This window comes from Lysobacter terrae (genome assembly GCF_054782215.1).
In genome coordinates, this window is record NZ_BAAGSX010000001.1 from 620,447 (window position 1) to 641,427 (window position 20,981).

Here is a 20,981-nt window from a genome sequence, read left to right on the forward strand (position 1 = left end):
CGGGCTCCGCCCGCTACCCACCGGCAGCCCGTGACCGCCAGCAAGCCCGTTGCAAGCAATGCTCCTGTTTCGATCAAGCAGGAAGACCTGATCCAATCCATCGCCGACGGCCTGCAGTACATCTCGTACTACCACCCCGTCGATTACATCCAGAACCTCGCCGCCGCCTACGAGCGCGAGGAATCGCCCGCGGCCAAGGACGCGATCGCACAGATCCTGATCAACTCGCGCATGTGCGCCGAGGGCCACCGCCCGATCTGCCAGGACACCGGCATCGTCACCGTGTTCCTAGAGATCGGCATGAACGTGCGCTGGGACGACGCCACCATGGGTGTCGAGGACATGGTCCACGAAGGCGTGCGCCGCGCCTACAACCACCCGGACAACAAGCTGCGCGCCTCGGTACTGGCCGATCCGGCCGGCAAGCGCATCAACACCAAGGACAACACGCCGGGCGTGGTCAACGTCAAGGTCGTGCCGGGCAACACCGTCGACGTGATCGTCGCGGCGAAGGGCGGTGGTTCCGAGGCGAAGTCGAAGTTCGCCATGCTCAATCCATCCGATTCGATCGTCGACTGGGTACTCAAGACCGTGCCGACCATGGGCGCCGGCTGGTGCCCGCCGGGCATGCTCGGCATCGGCATCGGCGGCACCGCCGAAAAGGCGATGCTGTTGGCGAAGGAAGCGCTGATGGAGCCGATCGACATCACCGAGCTGCAGCAGCGCGGCGCGTCCAACCGTGCCGAAGAGCTGCGCCTGGAGCTGTACGAGAAGGTCAACGCACTGGGCATCGGCGCGCAGGGCCTGGGCGGCCTGACCACCGTGCTCGACATCAAGGTCAAGGATTACCCGACGCATGCCGCCAATCTGCCGGTGGCGCTGATTCCGAACTGCGCCGCGACGCGCCACGCGCACTTCACCCTCGATGGCTCCGGTCCGGTGATGCTGGATCCGCCGTCGCTGGCCGACTGGCCGGAGCTCACCTACGACGCCTCGAAGGGCCGCCGCGTCAACCTCGACACGGTGACCAAAGAAGAAGTCGCCGCGTGGAAGCCCGGCGAAGTGCTGCTGCTCAACGGCAAGCTGCTCACCGGCCGCGACGCCGCGCACAAGCGCATGGTCGACATGCTCAACAAGGGCGAAGCGTTGCCGGTCGATCTGCGCGGTCGCTTCATCTATTACGTCGGCCCGGTCGATCCGGTGCGCGACGAAGTCGTCGGCCCGGCGGGCCCGACCACCGCGACGCGCATGGACAAGTTCACCGAGCAGGTACTCGCGCAGACCGGCCTGATGGGCATGGTCGGCAAGGCCGAGCGCGGCCCGGCCGCGATCGAGGCGATCAAGAAGCATCAGTCCGCCTACCTGATGGCGGTCGGCGGTGCGGCGTATCTCGTATCGAAGGCGATCAAGGCGGCCAAGGTCGTCGGCTTCGCCGACCTGGGCATGGAGGCGATCTACGAATTCGAAGTGCAGGACATGCCGGTGACGGTGGCGGTGGATTCGCAGGGCACGTCGGTGCACAACACCGGGCCGAAGGAGTGGCAGGCGCGGATCGGGAAGATTCCGGTGGTGGTGGCCTGAGGTTCGCTGTAAGTGACCCTCTCCCCGCGCAGCGGGGAGAGGGTGCCCGCAGGGCGGGTGAGGGGAGCGAGCGCAGCGAGCTGCTCTTGCTGTTGCCTCTCTCACCATTGTTATGCTCGGCGCTCTTCAGGCGAGCGGGGCAGGCATGCGGCGCAACATTCTTCTCGGGCTGATCGGCTGCCTGTTCTCGCTCGCATCCGCCTTCGCCAACGCGGCGGAAGACACCGCGATTCCTCCCGGCTCACCGCGCCAGAGCGGTGAAGGCCCCTATTCGCAACTGATCCTGCGCGGCGTCACCGTGGTCGACGGCACGGGTGCGCCGGCCTACGGTCCGGTCGACATCGTGATCGAGGGCAACCGCATCGCCGACGTGAAGATCGTCGGCAACGCCAATGCACCCATCCAGGCCGACAAGCGTCCCAAGCTCAAGGCCGGTGGACGCGAGATGGACCTGGCCGGCTACTACGTCCTGCCGGGTCTGATCGATATGCATGGCCATATCGGCGGCAAGGAACAGGGCGTCAACGCCGACTACGTCTACAAGCTCTGGCTGGGCCACGGCATCACTACCGTGCGCGATCCCGGCTGCGGCAACGGCATCGACTTCTGTGTGTCCGAGCAGCACCGCAGCGAAAGCAACAGCATCGCCGCGCCGCGCATCTTCCCGTACGCCTTCTTCGGCATGGGCCGCGACACCCCGATGACGCGGCCGGAAGAAGCACGGCAGTGGGTGCGCGACATCAAGCGCAAAGGCGCAGTCGGCATGAAGTGCTTCGGCGCGCGTCCGGATCTGCTCGCCGCCGCCTTCGACGAATTGAAGAAGCAGGGCATGCGCAGCGCCTGCCACCATGCGCCGCTCGCGGTCGCACGCGTCAACGTGCTCGACACCGCGCGTCAGGGCCTCACCACGATGGAGCATTGGTACGGCCTGCCGGAAGCGCTGTTCGACGGCCAGACCGTGCAGCAGTTTCCCGCCGACTACAACTTCCTCGACGAGCAGCACCGCTTCGGCCAGGCCGGTCGCTTGTGGGCGCAGGCAGCGCCGCCGGGCAGCCCGCATTACGAGGCGGTGATGAAGGAACTGCTCGGCCTTAACTTCACCATCGATCCCACCTTCACCATCTATCTCGCCGGCCGCGACCTGATGCGCGCGCGCAACGCCGATTGGCATGCGCAGTACACCTGGCCCGCGCTGTGGGACTTCTTCCGCCCCAATCGCGAGAACCACGGCAGTTTCTTCTACGACTGGGGCACCGAGGACGAGGTGGCCTGGCGCGATAACTACCGGCGCTGGATGGACTTCGTCAACGATTACAAGAACCGCGGCGGCCGTGTCACCGTCGGCAGCGACTCGGGCTACATCTATCAGGTCTACGGTTTCGGCACGATCCAGGAACTGGAGCTGCTACGCGAAGCCGGCTTTCACCCGCTCGAAGTGGTGCGCAGCGCGACGCTCAACGGCGCCGAAGCGCTCGGGGCCGACGATCGCATCGGCTCGGTGGAGCCGGGCAAGCTCGCCGACCTGCTGGTGATCAAGGAGAATCCGCTGGCCAACTTCAAGGTGCTCTACGGCACCGGCCATGTGCGCCTCGATGCCGACGGCAAGCTGCGCCGCGTTGGCGGCGTGGACTACACGATCAAGGACGGCATCGTCTTCGACGCGCGTCAGCTGCGCGAAGACGTGCGCAAGATGGTCGCGGCGGAGAAGCAGCGGCTGGGAATGTCCGCGCTGCCGCAACCGGGCGAGTAAAAGGACGCGGCCGCCGCCGCACTACAACTGCGACTTCAACGGCAGGATGAAAGTCTCGAAAAGCTTTTCCTTGAGCGGGCGCTTCTTCCAGGTCTGATACGTGTAGCGATGCGTGAACAGCAGGTCATGCTCGAAGACCTTGGTCATGCGCGCGGCGAACGCGGCATCGTAGACGTTGAGGCTGGCCTCGTCGTTGAGCCGGAACGAGCGCAGGTCGAAGTTGGTCGAGCCGACCGAGACGAGCAGTCCGTCCACGATCAGCATCTTGTTGTGGAACATGGTCGGTTCGTATTCGTGGATCTCCAGGCCGGCCAGTAGCAGCGGTCCCCAGCCGGACTTGGAGGCGAAACGTGCCGCGTCCGAGTCCGTGTTCTTGCCGGGAACGATCACGCGGATGCGCACGCCGCGATGGCGTGCGGCGATCAGCGCCTTGGTGACGAGCTCGTCGGGAATGAAGTACGCCGCCTGCAGGTCGATGGTCCGCTCCGAGGCGGCGATCGCCATCAGATACATCAGGTGCATGCTTTCGCTGCCACCGGAGGGCGAGCTGATGAACAGATGCGCATCCATTTCCCCGGCGCGTGCCAGCGGCGGAAAGTAGTCCGCACCGTTTAGCACCACGCCGGTGGTCTTGATCCAGTTGTCGTTGAAGGCGGACTGGAATTGCGCCACGGCCGGGCCTTCGATGCGGAAATGCATGTCGCGCCAATGCTCTGGATCTTGCGCGTGACCCAGCCAGGGGTCGCCGATGCCCACGCCGCCGGTGAAGGCGACTGCGCCGTCGACGACCAGCAGCTTGCGGTGCGTACGGTTGTTTAGGCGCGCCAGGTTGTACCAGTGCAGCGGGCGGTAACGCTCGACGTGCACGCCGGCGTCCTGCATCTGCTGCAGCTGGTGCTCGTCCATGGTGATGCTGCCGACCCAGTCGATGGTCACGTTGACGGTCACGCCGGCACGAGCGCGGTCCGATAGCGCATCGGCGAAGTCCTGGCCGACCCGGCCTTCCCAGTAGATGTAGGTTTCGAAGGTGATCGTCTTCTTCGCGCCGCGGATCGCGGCGAGCATCGCGGGAAAGATTTCGGCGCCGTTTTCCAGATCGACGACGTGGTTGCCCGGCACGATCGCGGGCCCGAGCATCACGCCCATTTCGCGCCGGAACTGCGGGTCTGCCACCGCATAGCGGTGCTCCAGCTTGCGGTCGAGCTGCTTCTCGGGCGAGATGAAATTGAGCGACAACACGACCAACAACAAGGTCGCGAGGGCGGTAAGGACGATTGTCCAGAGCATGCGCTTGCGTGACCAGGGCATGGCGCCACTGTGTCGTGCTTTTCAGCAAAGCGCCGTGAAAACCAGCGAACGCGGGCTGCCAGTGCAATGCACGGTCAGCCCGCGTTCGGTACTACGCGCTCAATACCACTCGAGCAGCGAGATCCCCAGGCCTAGGTACCAGGCGCGATGGTTGTAGTCGATCAGGCTTTCGCCGTAGCCGTCGAAGACCTGCACATGGCCGCGCAGGGTACGGTTGATCGGGAACCCCCAGTCGAACTGCACCGCGCCGCGCGAGTCGTCGCCGGTACGCAACGAATGCCGCGCCATCAGCGCCAGTTCGTGATCGTTCCAGCGATGCACGAGAGTGATGTCGCCACGGCCGATGTAATCCTGGATGCCTGGATTCTCGTCGGCATTGCGGCCGTCCGGAATGCGCCACCAGGGGCGGATCATCACCGCCCAGTTCTCGCGGTCCAGGCCGATGTTGGCGACCACGCGATTCCAGCTGCGCGAGATCGGGTCGGCGCGTCCGTTCGACTGGTGGTTGACGCCGATACCGAGCATACGTCCGCGCCAGCCGCCGAGCGAGTAGCTGTTGCGGAAGACCAGCAGGACTTCCGGCTCGTAGTCGGTCTCGCGGAACGGCCGCGACTCGTCGGCGTTGTAGACCTGCCAGCGCGAGCTCTGGGTATAGGCGGCCCACAGGTCGCCGTTGTCGCCGAACAGATTCTCCGCGACCTTGGTCTTGAAGCTCAGTTGGAATTTGGTCTCGATCGAGTTGAGCCGCTGGCGCTGCGCGAGCACTCGGGTGGGATTGGACGAGGTGGGAAGTTCGTTGGGATCGCTGGTCCAGAACGCGGGCAACAGATAGACCGGCTTGTAGGCGCGGAAATTGAAGGTGCCCAGTTTGGAGTCCCGGGCGAGTTCCCAACGGCTGTCGAGCATCGAGCCCTTGCCGGCGTTGGCGATGCGTTCGTCGAAGACCGAGTTCTCTTCCTTCTTGAACAGATCGCTGACCACGCGGCGGGTGCGTTCCTTCGGCGGCAACGTCTCCAGTTCGAGACGTTCGTACTGCCGGTAGGTCTGCTTGCTGGCCCTTGCGGCCTTCGCGGCTTCGTCGGCGGCGCTGGTGTCGGCGCCGCCGCGCTTCATCGCCGCGTCGTAGCAGGCCAGACGGTCGGCATCGACGTCGATGGCGACGCAGGCTTCGGGACCGGGCAGGTGTTGCGGGGGCGGCTCGGCGGCGGCGGCCGGGGCCAGGAGCGCGAGCGTGAGTGCAGTGGCTGCCTTCATTCGACGATCCACGCGGTGACGAACAGCCCGATCATCATGAAGGCGACGCCGAGCTTGAGGATCGTCCCCACCACGATGCCCAGCCAGGTGCCGAGGCCGACCTTGGTCGCTTGCCCGAGCTCACGCGTTCCGACCTTGCGCAGCCATACCAGCTCGCCCAGCAGGGCGCCGACGAAGGGACCGATGAACACCCCGACGATCCCGAACGCCAGGCCGGCGAACGTCCCCAGCACGGCCCCGAGCAATGCCGGCTTGCTGGCGCCGACCCGCTTCGCCCCCATGGCGGTCGCCATGAGATCGATGCCCAGGGAGAGCAGCATGAGCAGCGCCAGGACGGCGATCGTCCAGCCTCCGACCTGCTTGAAGTCCCCGGCCCAGGCCGCCAGGAGCATGCCGGCGAAGACCAGTGGTAGGCCGGGCAGGGCAGGGAGCACGGTGCCCGCGATCCCGACCAGCATCATGACCGCGGCGAGCACGTAATAAACAGTCTGCAGTTCCATTCTTTCCTTCGTTCCTATCCGTCGATTTGTCCGGCCGATACCGGTGTTTTGGGGCCGGGGAGGCCTCGTTGCATTTTCACGATTCCCGGGGTACCGTTCGGGCGCTGTGTTTGCCAGGGTCACCGTGAATCGTGGCCCGATGCGGTTGATCCGTCGATCCGCTACATCGTTACACCTCGCTTCCTCCTTGCGAACCAGCACACGATGAAGGTCGTGTCTCAACCAGCAAATGTTCCAAGGAGCAAGTCAGTATGTCGAACCGTGAAACCGGTACCGTCAAGTGGTTCAACGACGCCAAGGGCTTCGGCTTCATCAGCCGTGAAAACGGCGAAGACGTGTTCGTGCATTTCCGCGCGATCCAGACCCAGGGCTTCAAGAGCCTGAAGGAAGGCCAGAAGGTCTCGTTCACCGTCGTCCAGGGCCAGAAGGGCCTGCAGGCAGACGCTGTCGAACCGATTTAATCCGTCCCGGCGCGGTTCGTCCGCGTAACAGGATTTTGGAAACCCGGCTCTGCCGGGTTTCTTTTTTGTCCGATGACCTCGCTCTCTGCGGGGTTTGTTTTTTGTCGGCGTAGTCGACTCAGTCGGCATCGATCGTTTCCCCTTCCGCTCCCCTTGCGCGTTGCTGCGACGCAGCATGCGGCGTCCCCGGCGCCGTCTATCCGGCCCCAAAGCGGCCACTTCGAGTGTGAAAAGCCTCACGATTCGGCAAGGTTTCGACCGCTGGTCGGTTTTTCTTGCGGTTTCGTCTGTAAATTCCTACCGTAGGTCGGTCTGACGAACGGTAACCGGCTTGGCCGCAGGGGCGCGGCACTGGCACGGATGTGGCACTCGGGGGAAGGGATGCAGGGGAAAATTCGTGGGATCGCGCTGGTACAACCAGCCGTGGCGCCTGTCGCCACGACGATCCTGCGCGCCCGTCCACACAGCGCGCACGCTTCAATCCGTCTCTTGCCACGCGCCGCCCTGCGTACGCAGCGCGGCGTCACCCTGATCGAGTTATTGGTCACGCTTAGCGTGCTCGCCATCCTCCTGGTCGCCGCGACACCGGCCATGGAAGGGCTGATCAACAGCAACCGCCTGCGCGCTTCGGCCAACGAAACCATCGCCATCCTGCAGTCGGCGCGCTTCGAAGCGATCCGCGCCAACCGCCGCACCGTGGCCTGCCTGAGCGCCGACCCCAATGCCGACGTGCCGGTGTGCGGCGCGGCCAATGCGAGCGGTTGGATCGTGTTCCTGGACGCCGACCGCAACGGGCAGTACGGCGCGGCCGAACGCCTGGTGCGGCGATCGACCGTGTCCGGAAAGGTGCAGTTGCTGGGAAGTGCCGCGTTCGCCGGCAGGGTCACCTTCAACGCCGACGGCATCGCCCGGGATGCCGGGGGCAATCTGCTCAACGCGGCCGTCGGCGTTTGTCTGCCCACCACTCAGCCGCAACAGAACGAAAGCGACGTGAGCATCGCCGCAGGCAGCCGCATCAGCGTGAGCAGGAAGAGCGCCAACGGCAAATGCCTGACGCCAGGAGACAAACCATGAAGTCGATCTCCCGCGTGCAGGCCTCCCGCACGAAGCCCCGGCGCGCGTTCGCCGGACCCGGCCGTGCCGCCGGTGTAGGCATGATCGAGGTGCTGATCGCGATCGTCGTCCTAGCGTTCGGCCTGCTGGGCATCGCCGCGTTGCAGATGGCCACGCTGCGCAGCAGCCAGAGCTCGCTGGAACGCAGCCAGGCCATGGTGCAGACCTACGCCATCCTCGATGCCATGCGGGCGAATCGGGAGGAGGCGCGCATCGGCCGCTACAACCTCACCGCGATGACCTGCACCGCCCCGGATCGCGGATCGCTCGCCATGAACGATCTCGCCAACTGGATCGATTCCTTGAAACAGACCCTCGGCGAATCCGCCTGCGCCCAGGTTGTGTGCGGCAGCGTCGAATGCGAGATCTCCGTGCAGTGGGACGACTCGCGCGCCCAGGGCGAAACCGAAAACACCATCAAGACGGTGACACGCCTATGACACCGTACGTTCATACCCAGGCCCGCGCGGCGCGCGGCGTCACGTTGATCGAGCTGATGGTGTCCATGGTCGTGGGAATGATCGTGGTCGGCGCCGCGATCACCGCGTTCCTGGCCACCAGCCGGACCTACAACGCCACCGAGAGCCTCGGCCGCGTGCAGGAAAACATGCGCGTGGCGTTCGAGCTCATGGCCCGCGACATGCGCGAAGCCGCCGGCAACCCCTGCGAGAAGAACCTGCCGATCTACAACGTGCTCAACAATCCCTCGAGCCGTTGGTACAGCGACATCACCTCGGGCGTCCGCGGCTACGAAGGCAATGCGGCGTTCGCGGACGCCGCGTTCGGCGCGGCGGCGCAGCAGCGCATCGCGGGTACCGACGCCATCGAACTCAAGTCGGCCGCATCCGGCGTGGCGATCGTCAGTCACGTGCCGGCCTCGGCACAGTTCAAGGTGGCGACGGTCAATCATGGCCTGGCGGACGGCGACCTCGCGGTGGCCTGCGACTTCGCGGAAGTCGCGGTGTTCCAGGTCACCAACGCACAGCCGGGCATCAACGACACCATCGTCCACAACACGGGCCTGGGCACGCCCGGCAACTGCAGCAAGGGATTGGGCTTCAGCAGCCCGGTCAACTGCGCTTCGGTGACCGGCAACGCCTACGCGTTCGGCTGCTACCAGGGCAAGTTCTCCGGCGGCGGCTGCGATGGCGACGACGACGGGATCAAGAACGAAGCCGAGGATCGCTGGCCGGCGATCATCGCGAAGCTGCGCACCACGCGCTGGTACATCGGCGCCAATGACCGCGGTGGGCGTTCGCTGTTCCAGTCCACGCTGCGCAATAACGCGGGTGCGTTGGCCGTCGAGAACAATGAGGTCGTCGAAGGCGTACGCGACATGCAGCTGCGATATCTGCTGTCCGGCGCGACCAACTACGTCGATGCCTCGTCGCTGGCAGCCGCGGACTGGTCGTCCGACCGCGTGGTCGCGATCAGCGCGGACCTGACCCTCGAAGGCGTCGATCCCGCCGGCATCGACGGCAATGCATTGCGCCGCCATCTGCAGCTCGTCGTCACGATCCGGAATCACGCCCAATGACCGCACGTTCGATGGAAGCAAGCTCGACGGGGGCATGCATGCGCCCGCATTTCCGTGCCGCTCGCTATCAGCGCGGCGCCACCACGCTGGTGATGGTGCTCGTGCTGCTCGTGGTGGTCGCGCTGATCGGCCTGGCGAGCCTGCGCGGAACGCTTATGGAAGAACACATGAGCGCGAACGTTCGCGATCGCGGATTGGCGTTCCAGGCAGCCGAAGCCGCCCTGCGCGAAGGCGAGCTGCTGGCCGCGACCAAGCCGGCGCTGCCCGCGGCTGGCTGCGTCAAAGGCCTGTGCGCGAAACCCAACCCGGCGGCGGCTCCGGTGTGGGAAGACGACAACGTGTGGGACGACGCGCCGGAGACGGTGGTGACGCTGGGCGGCCAGACCGAGAAGCCCAAGTTCATCGTCGAACTGCTCGCCAACAACATTCCGCCGCGCGCGAGCTGCACCACCAAGAATGTCATCGGCGAAGGCGGATGCAGCGGTACCGAGAGCCGTTATCGCGTCACTGCGCTCAGTCGCGCGGATGGCCGCGCCGAAGTGATGTTGCAGTCGATCTACGCGGTTCCCTGAGCGGAACCGATACGGAGTTGATCATGCCCACGACGCCCTTCATTCCCGAAGTCCGCCGCGCACAAGCCGCTCGCGGCTTCAAAGGCCGCGCCTTCGCCGCAGCAGTGACTTTCTTCGCGACCCTGGCCGCGGCGCCCGGTTACGCCGTGGTCATCCCGAACGTGCCGCTGCAGTCGCAGGCGGAATACCCGCCCGCCAACGTGCGCCTGATCCTCGACGACTCCGGTTCGATGAACCTGATCGCGATGCCGGCGGCGCTGTCCGATCCCAACTACGACAGCGGTACAGGCGCCACCGGCGATCTCGACGACACGCGCATCACCCACGCGTCGTACGGGCACAACACCATCTACTACAACCCGGCGACGACCTACCTGCCGTGGATCAAGGCGGATGGCACCCGCTTCACCGGCGGCACGTCCTACACCGCCGCCTACCGGCATACGACGTTGCTGACCGACGTCGTCGATTTGTCCGACAGCACCAAGACCTTCTTCGTGCCCAAATCCGCCACGGTCCTGACCAGCACGGACTCGGCCGATTTCTACCGCTATCAGATCCGTTGGGTGAGCAGGCAACTGCGCGTGGTGCGCAGCGAATGGGGCCGGCTGTCGTCGCGCAACCGCGGCGAGTCCGGCGCCGGTTGCGACAGCGGCAGCAATCGCGACGACGGCTGGTTGAACTGCACCTTCGCCACGCCGGTGGCTACGCGCGACGAAGCGGCGGAGATGGTCAATTTCGCGACGTGGTATTCCTACCACCGCAGCCGCATGAAGGTCGCCAAGGCCGGCGCCAGCGAGGCGCTGAGCCGCGTCGGCGAAAAGCTGCGCATCGGCCTGGACACGATCAACCGCAACACCACGGGCATTCCCTACGACATCCCGGTGGACTCGGAAGGAGGTCTGTTCCGCGGTGCCAACAAGACCACCTGGTACGACCGGTTGCAGGCCGCGCGCGGCGGCAGCAGTACACCGCTGCATCGCGCCTTGCAGCGCGCGGGTGAGTACTTCTCCGACACGGGCATGAACGGCCCGTGGGGGCCGCAAGCCGCCGCGAACCAGATCAGCTGCCGGCAGAACTTCGCCATCCTGACCACCGACGGTTTCTGGAACGACACCGACGGCTACACCAGCGTCGGCGACGCCGACGGTACCGAGGGCCCGACGGTCACCCGCACGGACGCGGACGGCAACGTCAAGGAGACCTACACCTACCAGCCCGAGAACCCGTACTACGACAATTTCATCGAGACCACCCGCAGGACGCGCGGCGACACGCTGGCCGACGTGGCGATGTACTACTGGAAGCGCGATCTGCGCGCCGACCTGGAGAACAACGTTCCCAAGTCGTTCGCCGACAAGGCGTTCTGGCAGCACATGGTGACCTTCGGGGTCTCCATCGGCCTCAAGGGCCGGTTGAATCCCAACCAGGATTTCGACTCGATCAAGAACGGAACCAAGCACTGGCCCGACCCGATCAACGGCGGCGAGAACGCCGATCGCATCGACGATCTGTGGCACGCCGGCGTCAATGGCCATGGCGGCTTCCTGGTAGCGAGCAATACCAAGGAATTCACCGACGGCCTGCTGCAGGCGTTCGCCGCCGTCGCCGAGCGCCTGGGCTCGGCGTCGAACGTGACCGCGAACAGCACCTCGTTCATCACCAACACGCGCGTCTACCAGGCCAGCTACGTGTCCGGCAAATGGAGCGGCGAACTCGCCGCCTACGACGCGTCGGAGGCGGGCGTCGCCGATACGGCGACCTGGAAGGCCTCGACGCTGATCCCCACGACCGGCCGTACGTTCCTGACCTGGAACGGCTCGAGCGGCGCGGCCTTCTCGACCGCCGCGCAGACCAGCCTGCTCGACCAGTCGAGCCGCGCCATCGCCCCCGTGAGCGCTGCCGACAACGTGGCCTACCTCAAGGGCGACCGCACCCGCGAGCGCCAGAGCGGCGGACAGTTGCGCGATCGCGACACGGTGCTGGGCGATATCGTGAATTCCTCGCCGATGTACGTGAAGGATTCCGAGACCATTTTCGTCGGCTCGAACGACGGCATGCTGCACGCGTTCAACGCGCTCAATGGTGTGGAGCGCTTCGCCTACGTACCGGGCGGCATCGACTTCGCCAAGCTGGCCGCGCTCAGCAGCCCGCAGTACTCGCACGAGTACTTCGTCGATGGCCCGATCGTCGTCTCCACCCGCGGCATGACCGCGGGCAAGAACTACCTGGTCGGTACGCTCGGTCGTGGCGGCAAGGGCGTGTATGCCCTGGACGTGACCGACCCGACCCGCTTCGGCGTCGCCAACGTGCTGTGGGAACGCAACGGCGGCACCAACATGGGCTACGTGCTGGGCGAACCCATGATCGCCACTTTGAACGACGGCACCAGCGTCGCGATCTTCGGCAACGGCATCAACAGCAGCAGCGGCAATGCGGTGCTCTTCGTCATCAATCTGAAGACCGGTACGGTCATGCAGGAGATCGACACCGGCGTGGGCGGCGACAACGGCCTGTCTTCGCCGCGCGGTTGGGACGAGGACGGCAACGGCACGGTCGACTACGTCTTCGCCGGCGACCTGAAGGGCAACGTCTGGAAATTCGATTTCAGGACCGGCGCGACCGGATCGATCGCATTCGGCGGCAAGCCGTTCTTCAAGACGCAGTCCGGTCAGCCGATCACCGCCGATCTGGCCCTCGCGCTCAACCCGTCGACCGGGCAGCGCTGGGTCTTCGTCGGCACCGGCAGCCTGCTGTCCAGGGACGATCTGACCGACACCGCCATCCAGTCGATGTATGGCCTGATCGATGACGGCACCGGCGTCGTCGATCGCTCCGACCTGGAGGCGCGCAGCATCGACACCGTCGATGCTGCGACGGGCAATCGCTCATTCGAGAAGGCCAGCCTTCTACCGACAGGCAAGCGCGGCTGGTATCTGGATCTGTCGAAGCCTTCGGCGGGCGAACGCGTGGTCAACCGGCCGTTGATAGACGGCCCGGCCCTGTTCTTCGCCAGCGTCATTCCGCCCACGAGCAACGCCTGCGATGCGGGCGGCAAGGGTTACCTCAATGCGCTCGACGCGTTCACCGGGACCAGCCTGCAGAATCCGTTCTTCGACAGCAATGGCGATGGCGTGTTCGACAACAAGGACACGCTGACGAACGGCGATGGCGACAAGGTCGCGGTGGGCTCGATGGACCCGGGCATCGGCATGCTGACCAAGCCGATCATCATTCGCGGTCCGGGACACGCGATCGCGGTGGTCGGCGGCTCCCTGGGCGGAAAGGCGGATCCGCCGGTCAACCCGCCGGGCAGTGCGCCGCAGCGCGTTTCGTGGCGCGAGATATTGAGGGATTGATCGATGAAAGCCCGTTACTCCATGCAGTGCGGCTTCACGCTGATCGAGCTGCTGATCGCCATGGCGGTGGTGGCGATCCTCGCCGCCATCGCCATTCCCAGCTATGAATTCGCCATGGTCAAGGCGCGCCGTAGCGCCGCGCAGGGTTGCCTGCTGGAGCAGGCGCAGCGCATGGAGCGCTACTACACGACCAGCATGAGCTACGCGAATGCGCCGGCGCCGGCGTGCGAGCCCGATCTGGCCGCGCACTACGCCATCAGTTTCACCGTGGCGCCCAGCGCGGGCGGCTACACCCTGCAGGTCGTCCCGCAGGGATCGCAAGCCCAATCCGAAACCAAGTGCGGCACGATGACGATCGACCAGACCGGCAAGAAGAGCGGCGCAACGTCCGAATGCTGGAAATAGCCGTCGCCTTTTTTGCAGGCAAGAAAAAGGGCCCGTTTCCGGGCCCTTTTTTTTGGGATCGATCGACGGTTCAACGCAGGGTGACGCGCCCGTTGTTCACGCGAACGTACGAGCCTTCGCGAACGCCGTTGAGATCGTTCTGGTTGACAGTGATCGTGCGGCCGTCGTCCATGCGCACGTAGATGTTGTAATGCGGGCCGCGTACGTTGCGCTCGATCGCGCTGCCGGCCACCGCGCCGGCGACCGCACCGGCGGCGGTCGCGGTATTGCGACGGCCCTTGCTCTTGTCGTCGGCGATCTCGCGGCCAGCGGCCGCGCCGACCAGTCCGCCCAGCACCGCGCCGGTGACGCCGCTGGTCGGTTGGCCGACCTGTTCGATACGTTGCACCGTGCCGCAGTCGTAGCAGTTGGCCTGGTTGTAGCCACCGCCGTAGTAACCGCCGCCGCTGGAGCTGGGCGACGATGCGCAGCCAGCCAACGCGATCGAGACCGCCGTGACGCCGATCAGAAGGGGATTGCGGATATTCATGCGACGCTCCTTCATTTGAAGGTGGTGATGGGCAGATGGTCACTATGACCACGTGGCCCAACCTAGGCGTACGCGCGTGAACCGGTCATCAACTTAGGGGTGTTCCCGCTGCCGCGTTCAGCGCGCAGCGGGGCAGGGCACAGCACACCCTTGGTGTGCTCAGCGGAAATCCTGATGGCAGGCTTTGCAGCCCGCACCGATGTCCTTGTTGAGCGCGGCCACGCCGGCGCAATTCATCGGCGGGGAAGTCAGCGCAGTATCCAAGGTGCCGCGCAACTTGCTGGCCGCATCGACGAAACGCTGATCGTCGGCCAGGCCCGGGAAGGCGCGTTCGAGGTCGTCGGCGGTCGTGCGCAGTGCCTTCAGGTGCGGCAGGGTGTCGGTCGCGGCGCAGCGGTTCTGTTCGACCGCCTTGCTCAGTTGGCCCATATGCCAGCCCTGCACGTGCATGAGGGCTTCCGGGAAGTGATCCTTCCGCGCGTCCCACGCACGCAGGACCATGACCACGCCCACGACGCCCATCACCAGGCCGAGCAGGAACAGGAACAGATACTTGGTGCCATGGCCCTTGCGGACCGTGGAATTGGGGTCGCTGCTCATGCTGATTCCTTTGCGGTGGAGGCCGACCTGGGGCCATTGCCGCGCACCTTAGCAAGGCGGTGCCGGGCTCCGCCACCGCTGCCATTTACAATGCACAGATGAACTTACCCGCATTGGATCCGCGCTGGCAGGAGCGCTTCGGCGGCATCGACCGTCTCTATGGCAAGGGCGCCCTGCAGCGCTTCGCCCATGCGCGCATCGCCGTGATCGGCATGGGGGGCGTCGGCTCGTGGGCCGTCGAAGCCCTGGCGCGCAGCGGCATCGGGCACTTGTGCCTCATCGATGCCGACGATCTGTGCGTGTCCAACACCAACCGCCAGTTGCCGGCGCTGCAGGGGCAGTACGGGCGGAGCAAGGTGGAGGCGATGGCGGAACGCTGCCGCGCCATCAACCCCGGCATTGAAGTGGAAGCGATTCCGAATTTTCTGACGGCGGGCAACGTCGAGGCGCTGCTCGATCGCGGCTTCGATCTGGTGCTCGACGCCTGTGACAGTTTCCGCAGCAAGGTCGAACTGATCGCCTGGTGCCGCCGCCGCAAGCTGCCCCTGATCGTCTGCGGTTCCGCCGGCGGGCGCACCGATCCGACCCTGATCCGCGTGCGCGACCTGTCCCGCACCGAGCACGACGCGATGCTCGCGCTGGTCCGCAAGAAGCTGCGTAGCGAGTTCAATTTTCCCAAGAACAAGGATCGCTACTTCGGCATCTCCGCGATCTACTCGCTGGAAAACGTGCAGTACCCGCAGCCGGACGGCAGCGTGTGCGGCGTGCGTCCGCAGGTCAGTGGCGATGCGGCATTGAAGCTGGATTGCGGTGCCGGCCTGGGGGCCGCGACGCACATTACCGGGACGTTCGCTTTTGCGGCCGTCGGTCGTGCGTTGGAGCTGCTGCTTAAAGCGAAGAAATAAGCGCTATCGCGAGCGTTGCAGGCCGAACAGGCGTTCGGCGTTCGCGCTTGTCGCATGGGCGACGTCGTCCTCGCTGCAGCCGCGCAGTTCCGCGATCACGCTCAGGACCCGTGTGAGGCGCGCGGGTTCGTTGCGCTCGCCGCGGATATCGGAGTCGGGCTGGTCGGGCGCATCCGTTTCCAGCAGCAGATGCTCGATCGGCATGTTTGCGGCCAGCCGGCGCAGGCGGTTGGCCCGCTCGTAGGTCACCGGCCCGCCCAGGCCGATCATGAATCCCAGCTCCCACAACTGGCGGGCCTGTTCCTCGCTTCCCGAGAAGCTGTGGATCACCCCGCGCAGCTTCCCGACCTTACGAATCATCACGGTCACGGCGTCGACTGCACGCCGCGCATGCACGATCACCGGTAGCTCGAATTCCCGCGCGAGCCGAAGCTGTCCTTCGAAGTAATGCGCCTGGGCATCGTGATCCAAGCCCTCGACGAAATAGTCCAGGCCGCATTCGCCGACGGCGGTCGGGTTTTCGCGTTCGATCCATTCGCGCAGTTGCACCAGATGCTCGTCGCGATGCGCATCCAGGTACATCGGGTGCAGTCCGTAGGCGGGATACAACCCCGTTACGCCGGAACAGACCTCGCGCAGTTTAGGCCAACCGGCGGCATCCACCGCGGGAATGATCTGGCGGGTCACGCCGCCCGCACGCGCGCGTGCGATCACCGCCTCGCGATCGGCATCGAATTCCGCGGCGTCGAGATGACAGTGGCTATCTACGAGCGCCACGTCTACTCAGCGGCGCGATTCGCCGTCGATCACCTTGCCGCCTTGTGCTGGCGTCTTGCGATTCTTGAAATTCGCCAGCAACAGGCTGCCCAGGCCGAGCAGGATTTCGTCGGCGAATGGAATGAAGTCCGGGATGATCAGGTCGATGACGAATAGCGTCGCTGTGACGACGAACAGCCGCGGATAAGTCAGGCGACCAAGAAAGCCGAGGATGGGAGCCAGCAAAGGATTAGCCATGGCGGTAACCGAACACGTTGGATATGTGCACGCTATCACGGTGTGAACAACCGGTTCATCTCCGTTAGCTTTTCGTTGTATTGGCTAGGCGCTTGTTCAGGTTGGCGGTGCTGCAATGCAGCCGTCCAACCAACACGCGGGAGATACCCGCAGCAGGAGGCCCCATGAACAAGAACATGCTCGCCGTCGCGCTGGCTTCGCTGCTAGTGGGCGGTGTCGCCGTAGCGGCTTACAACAGCTTCCGCAACAACGACACCGCGGCGACCAGCGATTTCGCTACGGCCAACCCGGCTGCAACCGCCGGCGCCGCGGGCGACGTCGCTGCCAACAGTGCTATCGAAGGTAGCAAGCTCGAATACGCCGACGTCGTGAACGTCAAGGAACTGACCGAGAAGAAGCCGCTGTACGCGACCGTGATCGGCACCGAACCGGTGAAGGAAACCAGCACGACTTCCACGCCGCGCGAAGTGTGTCAGGACGTGGTGGTGCAGGAACGCGCGCCGGAACGCGACGGCAACGTCGGCGGCACCGTGGCGGGCGCCATCATCGGCGGCCTGGTCGGTAACCAGGTCGGCAGCGGCAACGGCCGCAAGGCCGCGACGGTCGCCGGCGCAGCAGCCGGTGGCTACATCGGCAACCGCGTCGACAAGAACCACGTCGGCGGCAAGATCGTGAACCGCACCGAGCGTCAGTGCCACACCGTGTCGGATACCAGCAGCTCCAGCAAGACGGTCGCTTACAACGTGACCTACCGCAATCCGGACGGCACCACGGGCACGATGCGCACGGGCACCAAGCCGGGCAGCCAGATCCGCCTGGGTTCGGAGAACGCAGTGACCGGCTATGACGTGACCTACCGCTACAACGGTCAGGAGCAGACCATCCGCATGGACGAAAAGCCGGGTAACAAGCTGCCGGTGATCAATGGCGAAGTCGTCACCCAGACGGCCTCCGCTGGCAGCGACAAGACCGGCGGCTAAGCTTTCACGCAGCAAGCAATACCCCACGGGGCCGGAGCGATCCGGCCCCGTTTTCTTTGTCTTTGCCTTTGCTTTGCCGTCGCTGAGGCGGTCGGCTTCGGAAGGGACGCGCTACCCGCCGGGATGGGGGTGGCTCCGACCCTCCGGACGGCAGTCCTGCCTTTAGTCGGGCCGCGGACCATCCATGGTCCGCCCTCCGCCACCCCCATCCCGGCGGGCAGCGCTAACCGCGAACGTGACGTTCGCCGCTTCGGCCACACGCTCTTCTTCTCCCCGTGTGCGGGGAGAAGATGCCCGAAGGGCAGATGAGGGGGCGAGCGAAGCGAGTTGCTTTTGCTTTTTGCCAACGCACCCGCGATGTGTGGGAGGGCAGGCGGTGCCGGTGGGTAGGCGTGACTGTCAGCGGCATGGATGCCGCTGACAAGCCTCCATGGACGGATTCACGGCGTGTCACGACTGCCCACCGGCACCGCCTGCCCGCGCCGATATCGCATGGATGCCGCCGACAAGCCTCCATGGATTGGTGTTCCCGGGACATGCGCAATCCGCAGGTCCGATCGTCGGTTTGCCCCAGTAAGCGCCCCCGGGTCGGCCATTCCACGGCTGCCACCCCGTAAAACCGGCCGATACAATGGGCGTCTTTCTTCGCGCCCGAGCTCCCGAACATGGCTGCCCTGAACCCCTACGATCTGTACGACGTCCGTTCCCTCCTGAGCGAAGAAGAGCAGGCGGTCCAGGACACCGTCGCGCGTTTCACCAACGAACGCGTCCTGCCGATCATCGGCGATGCATTCGATCAGGGCCGCTTTCCGAAGGAACTGGTGCCCGAAATTGCCGAACTCGGCCTCCTCGGTTCCTCGCTTCCGGAAAAGTACGGCTGCGCCGGCCTCAATGCGGTGAGCTACGGCCTGATCTGCCAGGAACTGGAACGCGGCGACAGCGGCATCCGCAGCTTCGTCAGCGTCCAGTCCTCGCTGTGCATGTACCCCATCTACGCCTACGGCAGCGAAGAACAGCGCGAGCGCTGGCTGCCCTCGATGGCACGCGGCGAAACCATCGGCTGCTTCGGCCTGACCGAACCGCACGGCGGCTCCGACCCCGCCAACATGAAGACCAACGCCCGCAAGGATGGCGGCGACTGGATCCTCAACGGCTCCAAGATGTGGATCACCAACGGCAACCTCGCCGACATCGCCATCGTCTGGGCCCAGACCGACGAAGGCATCCAGGGCTTCGTCGTCGAGAAGGGCATGGCCGGCTTCGCGGCGCAGGAAATCAAGCACAAGATGAGCCTGCGCGCATCGGTGACCAGCGCGCTGTACTTCGACAACGTGCGCGTGCCCGAAGCCAACCGCCTGCCGAACGTGAAAGGCCTCAAGGGCCCGCTGGGCTGCCTGACCCAGGCCCGCTACGGCATCACCTGGGGCCCGATCGGCGCCGCCATCGCGTGCCTGGACGAGGCCTTGAACTACTCCAAGGAACGCATCCTGTTCGACCGCCCGGTGGCGGCGACGCAGAGCGCGCAGATCAAGCTGGCGGAAATGTCCCGCCGCATCACCCTGGCACAGCTGCTCGTGCTGCAGCTGGGCCGCCTGAAGGATGCCGGCAACATGCAGCCCTCGCAGGTCTCGCTGGCGAAGTGGAACAACTGCCGCATCGCGATCGACATCGCCCGCGAATGCCGCGATCTGCTCGGAGGCGCCGGCATCACCACCGAGCACGCCGCGATCCGTCATGCCCTGAACCTCGAATCGGTCATCACCTACGAAGGCACCGAAACCGTGCATCAGCTGGTGATCGGCCGCGAGCTGACCGGTATCAACGCGTTCTGATGTCTGTCCGCGCATCGCCCCGTGCAGGGGCGATGCCGAGTCTGCAACCTGCGGGAGGATGTGGCCTTGCCTGCTCCTGATGTCCAGCTCGAAACCTCGCGACTGATCCTGCGCGTGCCGCGGGTCGAGGATTTCGAGCGTTACGCGGAAATGCTGGCGGACGAGAGTTCGCATCACATCGGCGGCCCCTTGCTGCGTCACGAAGCATGGCGGCGCTTCCTGCAGATGCCGGGGGCCTGGCTGCTGCAGGGCTTCGCCATGTTTTCGGTGATCGAGAAGTCGAGCGGCCGCTGGATGGGCCAGGCCGGCCCGTGGCGGCCGGACGGTTGGCCCGGCACGGAAGTCGGCTATTCGTTCCATATGGACGCGCGCGGCAAGGGCTACGCGACCGAAGCCTGCACCGTCGCCATGGATTGGGCATTCGATGTGTTGGGCTGGAGCGAAGTGATCCATTCCATCGCCCCCACCAACACCGCCTCGCAAGCGGTCGCCCAGCGCCTGGGTTCGCGCAATCGCGGACCGGGCAAGCTGCCGGCGCCGCTGGATGCGCACCCCATCGATATCTGGGGACAGACGCGCGAAGAGTGGCTCGCGCGGCGCCAGGAGGTTTGCGCGTGATTACGGTCTACGGCTTTTCGCCCTCCGGTAACTGCCACAAGGTGCGTCTGCTGCTGGAGCAGTTGGGGCGCGACTACAAGTGGGTCGAGAAGCGCAGCGACGACGGCTCGACCCGCACGCCGGAGATGCTGGCGAAGAATCCCAACGGCAAAGTGCCTTTCCTCGAACTCGACGACGGCCGCGTACTGACGGAGTCCAACGCGATCCTGCATTGGCTCGCCGAAGGCTCGCCGTTCCTGCCCGTGGACCCGTGGCAGAAGGCGCAGGCGCTGAGCTGGATGTTCTTCGAGCAGTACAGCCACGAGCCGTACATCGCCGTGGCGCGCTTCATCTGCGGCTGGACGCCGATCGATTCACCGCGCCGCGCCGACCTGCCGCGCCTGCGCGAACGCGGCCATCAGGCCCTGGCCGTTATGGAGCGTCATCTGGCGACGCAGCGCTGGTTCACCGGCGACTTCTACGGCATCGCCGATATCGCGCTGCACGCCTACACCTGCGTTGCCGCGCATGGCGGTATCGGGCTGGATACGTATCCCGCGATCCGCGACTGGCTCGCGCGCGTCGAAGCGACGCCGGGCTTTGTGCCCATGCCCGAGCCGGATGCCGCTGCGCAGGCGTTGATCGACCAATCCATGTAACGGGCCGCGGCCTGCTTTCCTAGGT

The 20,981-nt window shown here is 65.4% G+C and carries 21 protein-coding genes; 14 read left to right on the top strand and 7 right to left on the bottom strand.

The window, feature by feature from the left end:
• Window positions 1-30: 30 nt before the first annotated feature.
• A complete protein-coding gene (locus tag ACYVJ8_RS03025; protein WP_460709410.1) occupies window positions 31-1,581 on the top strand; it encodes a fumarate hydratase in 1,551 nt (516 codons plus the stop codon).
• A 145-nt stretch (window positions 1,582-1,726) separates the two neighbouring features.
• The gene (locus tag ACYVJ8_RS03030; protein WP_460709411.1) at window positions 1,727-3,331 is read left to right on the top strand and encodes an amidohydrolase family protein; all 1,605 of its coding nucleotides are present in this window, start codon (window positions 1,727-1,729) and stop codon (window positions 3,329-3,331) included.
• Between the two features lie 21 nt (window positions 3,332-3,352).
• Here the strand turns inward: ACYVJ8_RS03030 and ACYVJ8_RS03035 are convergent, their stop codons facing one another.
• From ACYVJ8_RS03035 to ACYVJ8_RS03045, 3 genes are all read right to left on the bottom strand, one after another.
• Entirely contained in the window at window positions 3,353-4,618 is a 1,266-nt protein-coding gene (locus ACYVJ8_RS03035) for a phospholipase D-like domain-containing protein (protein ID WP_460711006.1), read from the bottom strand.
• 120 nt (window positions 4,619-4,738) lie between these two features.
• Window positions 4,739-5,893 (bottom strand): phospholipase A, encoded by a 1,155-nt coding sequence (locus ACYVJ8_RS03040; RefSeq protein ID WP_460709412.1) that lies wholly within the window; start codon window positions 5,891-5,893, stop codon window positions 4,739-4,741.
• The gene (locus ACYVJ8_RS03045; RefSeq protein ID WP_460709413.1) at window positions 5,890-6,393 is read right to left on the bottom strand and encodes a DUF456 domain-containing protein; all 504 of its coding nucleotides are present in this window, start codon (window positions 6,391-6,393) and stop codon (window positions 5,890-5,892) included. The genes ACYVJ8_RS03040 and ACYVJ8_RS03045 overlap by 4 nt, the downstream gene beginning before the upstream one ends.
• Window positions 6,394-6,644: 251 nt before the next feature.
• On the opposite strand from ACYVJ8_RS03045, the gene ACYVJ8_RS03050 reads away from it, so the two are divergent.
• From ACYVJ8_RS03050 to ACYVJ8_RS03080, 7 genes are all read left to right on the top strand, one after another.
• On the top strand, window positions 6,645-6,854 hold the full coding sequence (locus ACYVJ8_RS03050; RefSeq protein WP_460709414.1) for a cold-shock protein: 210 nt from the start codon (window positions 6,645-6,647) through the stop codon (window positions 6,852-6,854).
• A 489-nt stretch (window positions 6,855-7,343) separates the two neighbouring features.
• Window positions 7,344-7,928 carry a GspH/FimT family pseudopilin gene (locus tag ACYVJ8_RS03055; protein ID WP_460709415.1) on the top strand — a complete coding sequence of 195 codons (585 nt, stop codon included), beginning with the start codon at window positions 7,344-7,346 and terminating at the stop codon, window positions 7,926-7,928.
• A complete protein-coding gene (gene pilV / locus ACYVJ8_RS03060) occupies window positions 7,925-8,407 on the top strand; it encodes a type IV pilus modification protein PilV (protein WP_460709416.1) in 483 nt (160 codons plus the stop codon). Before ACYVJ8_RS03055 ends, pilV begins: the two co-directional genes overlap by 4 nt.
• On the top strand, window positions 8,404-9,504 hold the full coding sequence (locus tag ACYVJ8_RS03065; protein WP_460709417.1) for a PilW family protein: 1,101 nt from the start codon (window positions 8,404-8,406) through the stop codon (window positions 9,502-9,504). Before pilV ends, ACYVJ8_RS03065 begins: the two co-directional genes overlap by 4 nt.
• Before the next feature lie 38 nt (window positions 9,505-9,542).
• The gene (locus ACYVJ8_RS03070; RefSeq protein ID WP_460709418.1) at window positions 9,543-10,076 is read left to right on the top strand and encodes a pilus assembly PilX family protein; all 534 of its coding nucleotides are present in this window, start codon (window positions 9,543-9,545) and stop codon (window positions 10,074-10,076) included.
• A gap of 23 nt (window positions 10,077-10,099) precedes the next feature.
• On the top strand, window positions 10,100-13,435 hold the full coding sequence (locus tag ACYVJ8_RS03075) for a pilus assembly protein (protein WP_460709419.1): 3,336 nt from the start codon (window positions 10,100-10,102) through the stop codon (window positions 13,433-13,435).
• Between the two features lie 3 nt (window positions 13,436-13,438).
• Entirely contained in the window at window positions 13,439-13,840 is a 402-nt protein-coding gene (locus ACYVJ8_RS03080) for a type IV pilin protein (protein ID WP_460709420.1), read from the top strand.
• A gap of 70 nt (window positions 13,841-13,910) precedes the next feature.
• On the opposite strand, the gene ACYVJ8_RS03085 is transcribed toward ACYVJ8_RS03080, so the two are convergent.
• Window positions 13,911-14,369 carry a glycine zipper 2TM domain-containing protein gene (locus tag ACYVJ8_RS03085; protein ID WP_460709421.1) on the bottom strand — a complete coding sequence of 153 codons (459 nt, stop codon included), beginning with the start codon at window positions 14,367-14,369 and terminating at the stop codon, window positions 13,911-13,913.
• Window positions 14,370-14,528: 159 nt separating this feature from the next.
• Window positions 14,529-14,969 carry a hypothetical protein gene (locus ACYVJ8_RS03090; RefSeq protein ID WP_460709422.1) on the bottom strand — a complete coding sequence of 147 codons (441 nt, stop codon included), beginning with the start codon at window positions 14,967-14,969 and terminating at the stop codon, window positions 14,529-14,531.
• A 98-nt stretch (window positions 14,970-15,067) separates the two neighbouring features.
• On the opposite strand from ACYVJ8_RS03090, the gene tcdA reads away from it, so the two are divergent.
• The gene (tcdA, locus tag ACYVJ8_RS03095) at window positions 15,068-15,874 is read left to right on the top strand and encodes a tRNA cyclic N6-threonylcarbamoyladenosine(37) synthase TcdA (RefSeq protein WP_460709423.1); all 807 of its coding nucleotides are present in this window, start codon (window positions 15,068-15,070) and stop codon (window positions 15,872-15,874) included.
• 3 nt (window positions 15,875-15,877) lie between these two features.
• Here tcdA and ACYVJ8_RS03100 read toward each other — a convergent pair whose 3' ends face one another.
• Both ACYVJ8_RS03100 and ACYVJ8_RS03105 read right to left on the bottom strand, forming a co-directional pair.
• The gene (locus ACYVJ8_RS03100) at window positions 15,878-16,651 is read right to left on the bottom strand and encodes a TatD family hydrolase (protein ID WP_460709424.1); all 774 of its coding nucleotides are present in this window, start codon (window positions 16,649-16,651) and stop codon (window positions 15,878-15,880) included.
• A gap of 6 nt (window positions 16,652-16,657) precedes the next feature.
• On the bottom strand, window positions 16,658-16,888 hold the full coding sequence (locus ACYVJ8_RS03105) for a DUF6116 family protein (RefSeq protein WP_460709425.1): 231 nt from the start codon (window positions 16,886-16,888) through the stop codon (window positions 16,658-16,660).
• A 164-nt stretch (window positions 16,889-17,052) separates the two neighbouring features.
• Here ACYVJ8_RS03105 and ACYVJ8_RS03110 point away from each other — a divergent pair, with 164 nt between their 5' ends.
• The 4 genes from ACYVJ8_RS03110 to ACYVJ8_RS03125 all read left to right on the top strand — a co-directional run bounded on the left by ACYVJ8_RS03110 (window position 17,053) and on the right by ACYVJ8_RS03125 (window position 20,956).
• Complete coding sequence (locus ACYVJ8_RS03110) at window positions 17,053-17,868, top strand: glycine zipper 2TM domain-containing protein (RefSeq protein ID WP_460709426.1); 816 nt, start codon at window positions 17,053-17,055, stop codon at window positions 17,866-17,868.
• 665 nt (window positions 17,869-18,533) lie between these two features.
• The gene (locus tag ACYVJ8_RS03115) at window positions 18,534-19,700 is read left to right on the top strand and encodes an acyl-CoA dehydrogenase family protein (protein ID WP_460709427.1); all 1,167 of its coding nucleotides are present in this window, start codon (window positions 18,534-18,536) and stop codon (window positions 19,698-19,700) included.
• Between the two features lie 66 nt (window positions 19,701-19,766).
• A complete protein-coding gene (locus tag ACYVJ8_RS03120; protein ID WP_460709428.1) occupies window positions 19,767-20,318 on the top strand; it encodes a GNAT family N-acetyltransferase in 552 nt (183 codons plus the stop codon).
• Window positions 20,318-20,956 (top strand): glutathione S-transferase family protein, encoded by a 639-nt coding sequence (locus ACYVJ8_RS03125; RefSeq protein ID WP_460711008.1) that lies wholly within the window; start codon window positions 20,318-20,320, stop codon window positions 20,954-20,956. Before ACYVJ8_RS03120 ends, ACYVJ8_RS03125 begins: the two co-directional genes overlap by 1 nt.
• Window positions 20,957-20,981 lie beyond the last annotated feature (25 nt).

Bases quoted from the DNA above. Each gene is read 5' to 3' on its own strand.
- ACYVJ8_RS03030 (WP_460709411.1), top strand. From the start codon at position 1,727: ATGCGGCGCAACATTCTTCTCGGGCTGATCGGCTGCCTGTTCTCGCTC.
- ACYVJ8_RS03035 (WP_460711006.1), bottom strand. From the start codon at position 4,618: ATGCTCTGGACAATCGTCCTTACCGCCCTCGCGACCTTGTTGTTGGTC.
- ACYVJ8_RS03040 (WP_460709412.1), bottom strand. From the start codon at position 5,893: ATGAAGGCAGCCACTGCACTCACGCTCGCGCTCCTGGCCCCGGCCGCC.
- ACYVJ8_RS03045 (WP_460709413.1), bottom strand. From the start codon at position 6,393: ATGGAACTGCAGACTGTTTATTACGTGCTCGCCGCGGTCATGATGCTG.
- ACYVJ8_RS03050 (WP_460709414.1), top strand. From the start codon at position 6,645: ATGTCGAACCGTGAAACCGGTACCGTCAAGTGGTTCAACGACGCCAAG.
- pilV (WP_460709416.1), top strand. From the start codon at position 7,925: ATGAAGTCGATCTCCCGCGTGCAGGCCTCCCGCACGAAGCCCCGGCGC.
- ACYVJ8_RS03065 (WP_460709417.1), top strand. From the start codon at position 8,404: ATGACACCGTACGTTCATACCCAGGCCCGCGCGGCGCGCGGCGTCACG.
- ACYVJ8_RS03070 (WP_460709418.1), top strand. From the start codon at position 9,543: ATGCGCCCGCATTTCCGTGCCGCTCGCTATCAGCGCGGCGCCACCACG.
- ACYVJ8_RS03075 (WP_460709419.1), top strand. From the start codon at position 10,100: ATGCCCACGACGCCCTTCATTCCCGAAGTCCGCCGCGCACAAGCCGCT.
- ACYVJ8_RS03080 (WP_460709420.1), top strand. From the start codon at position 13,439: ATGAAAGCCCGTTACTCCATGCAGTGCGGCTTCACGCTGATCGAGCTG.
- ACYVJ8_RS03085 (WP_460709421.1), bottom strand. From the start codon at position 14,369: ATGAATATCCGCAATCCCCTTCTGATCGGCGTCACGGCGGTCTCGATC.
- ACYVJ8_RS03090 (WP_460709422.1), bottom strand. From the start codon at position 14,969: ATGAGCAGCGACCCCAATTCCACGGTCCGCAAGGGCCATGGCACCAAG.
- tcdA (WP_460709423.1), top strand. From the start codon at position 15,068: ATGAACTTACCCGCATTGGATCCGCGCTGGCAGGAGCGCTTCGGCGGC.
- ACYVJ8_RS03105 (WP_460709425.1), bottom strand. From the start codon at position 16,888: ATGGCTAATCCTTTGCTGGCTCCCATCCTCGGCTTTCTTGGTCGCCTG.
- ACYVJ8_RS03110 (WP_460709426.1), top strand. From the start codon at position 17,053: ATGAACAAGAACATGCTCGCCGTCGCGCTGGCTTCGCTGCTAGTGGGC.
- ACYVJ8_RS03115 (WP_460709427.1), top strand. From the start codon at position 18,534: ATGGCTGCCCTGAACCCCTACGATCTGTACGACGTCCGTTCCCTCCTG.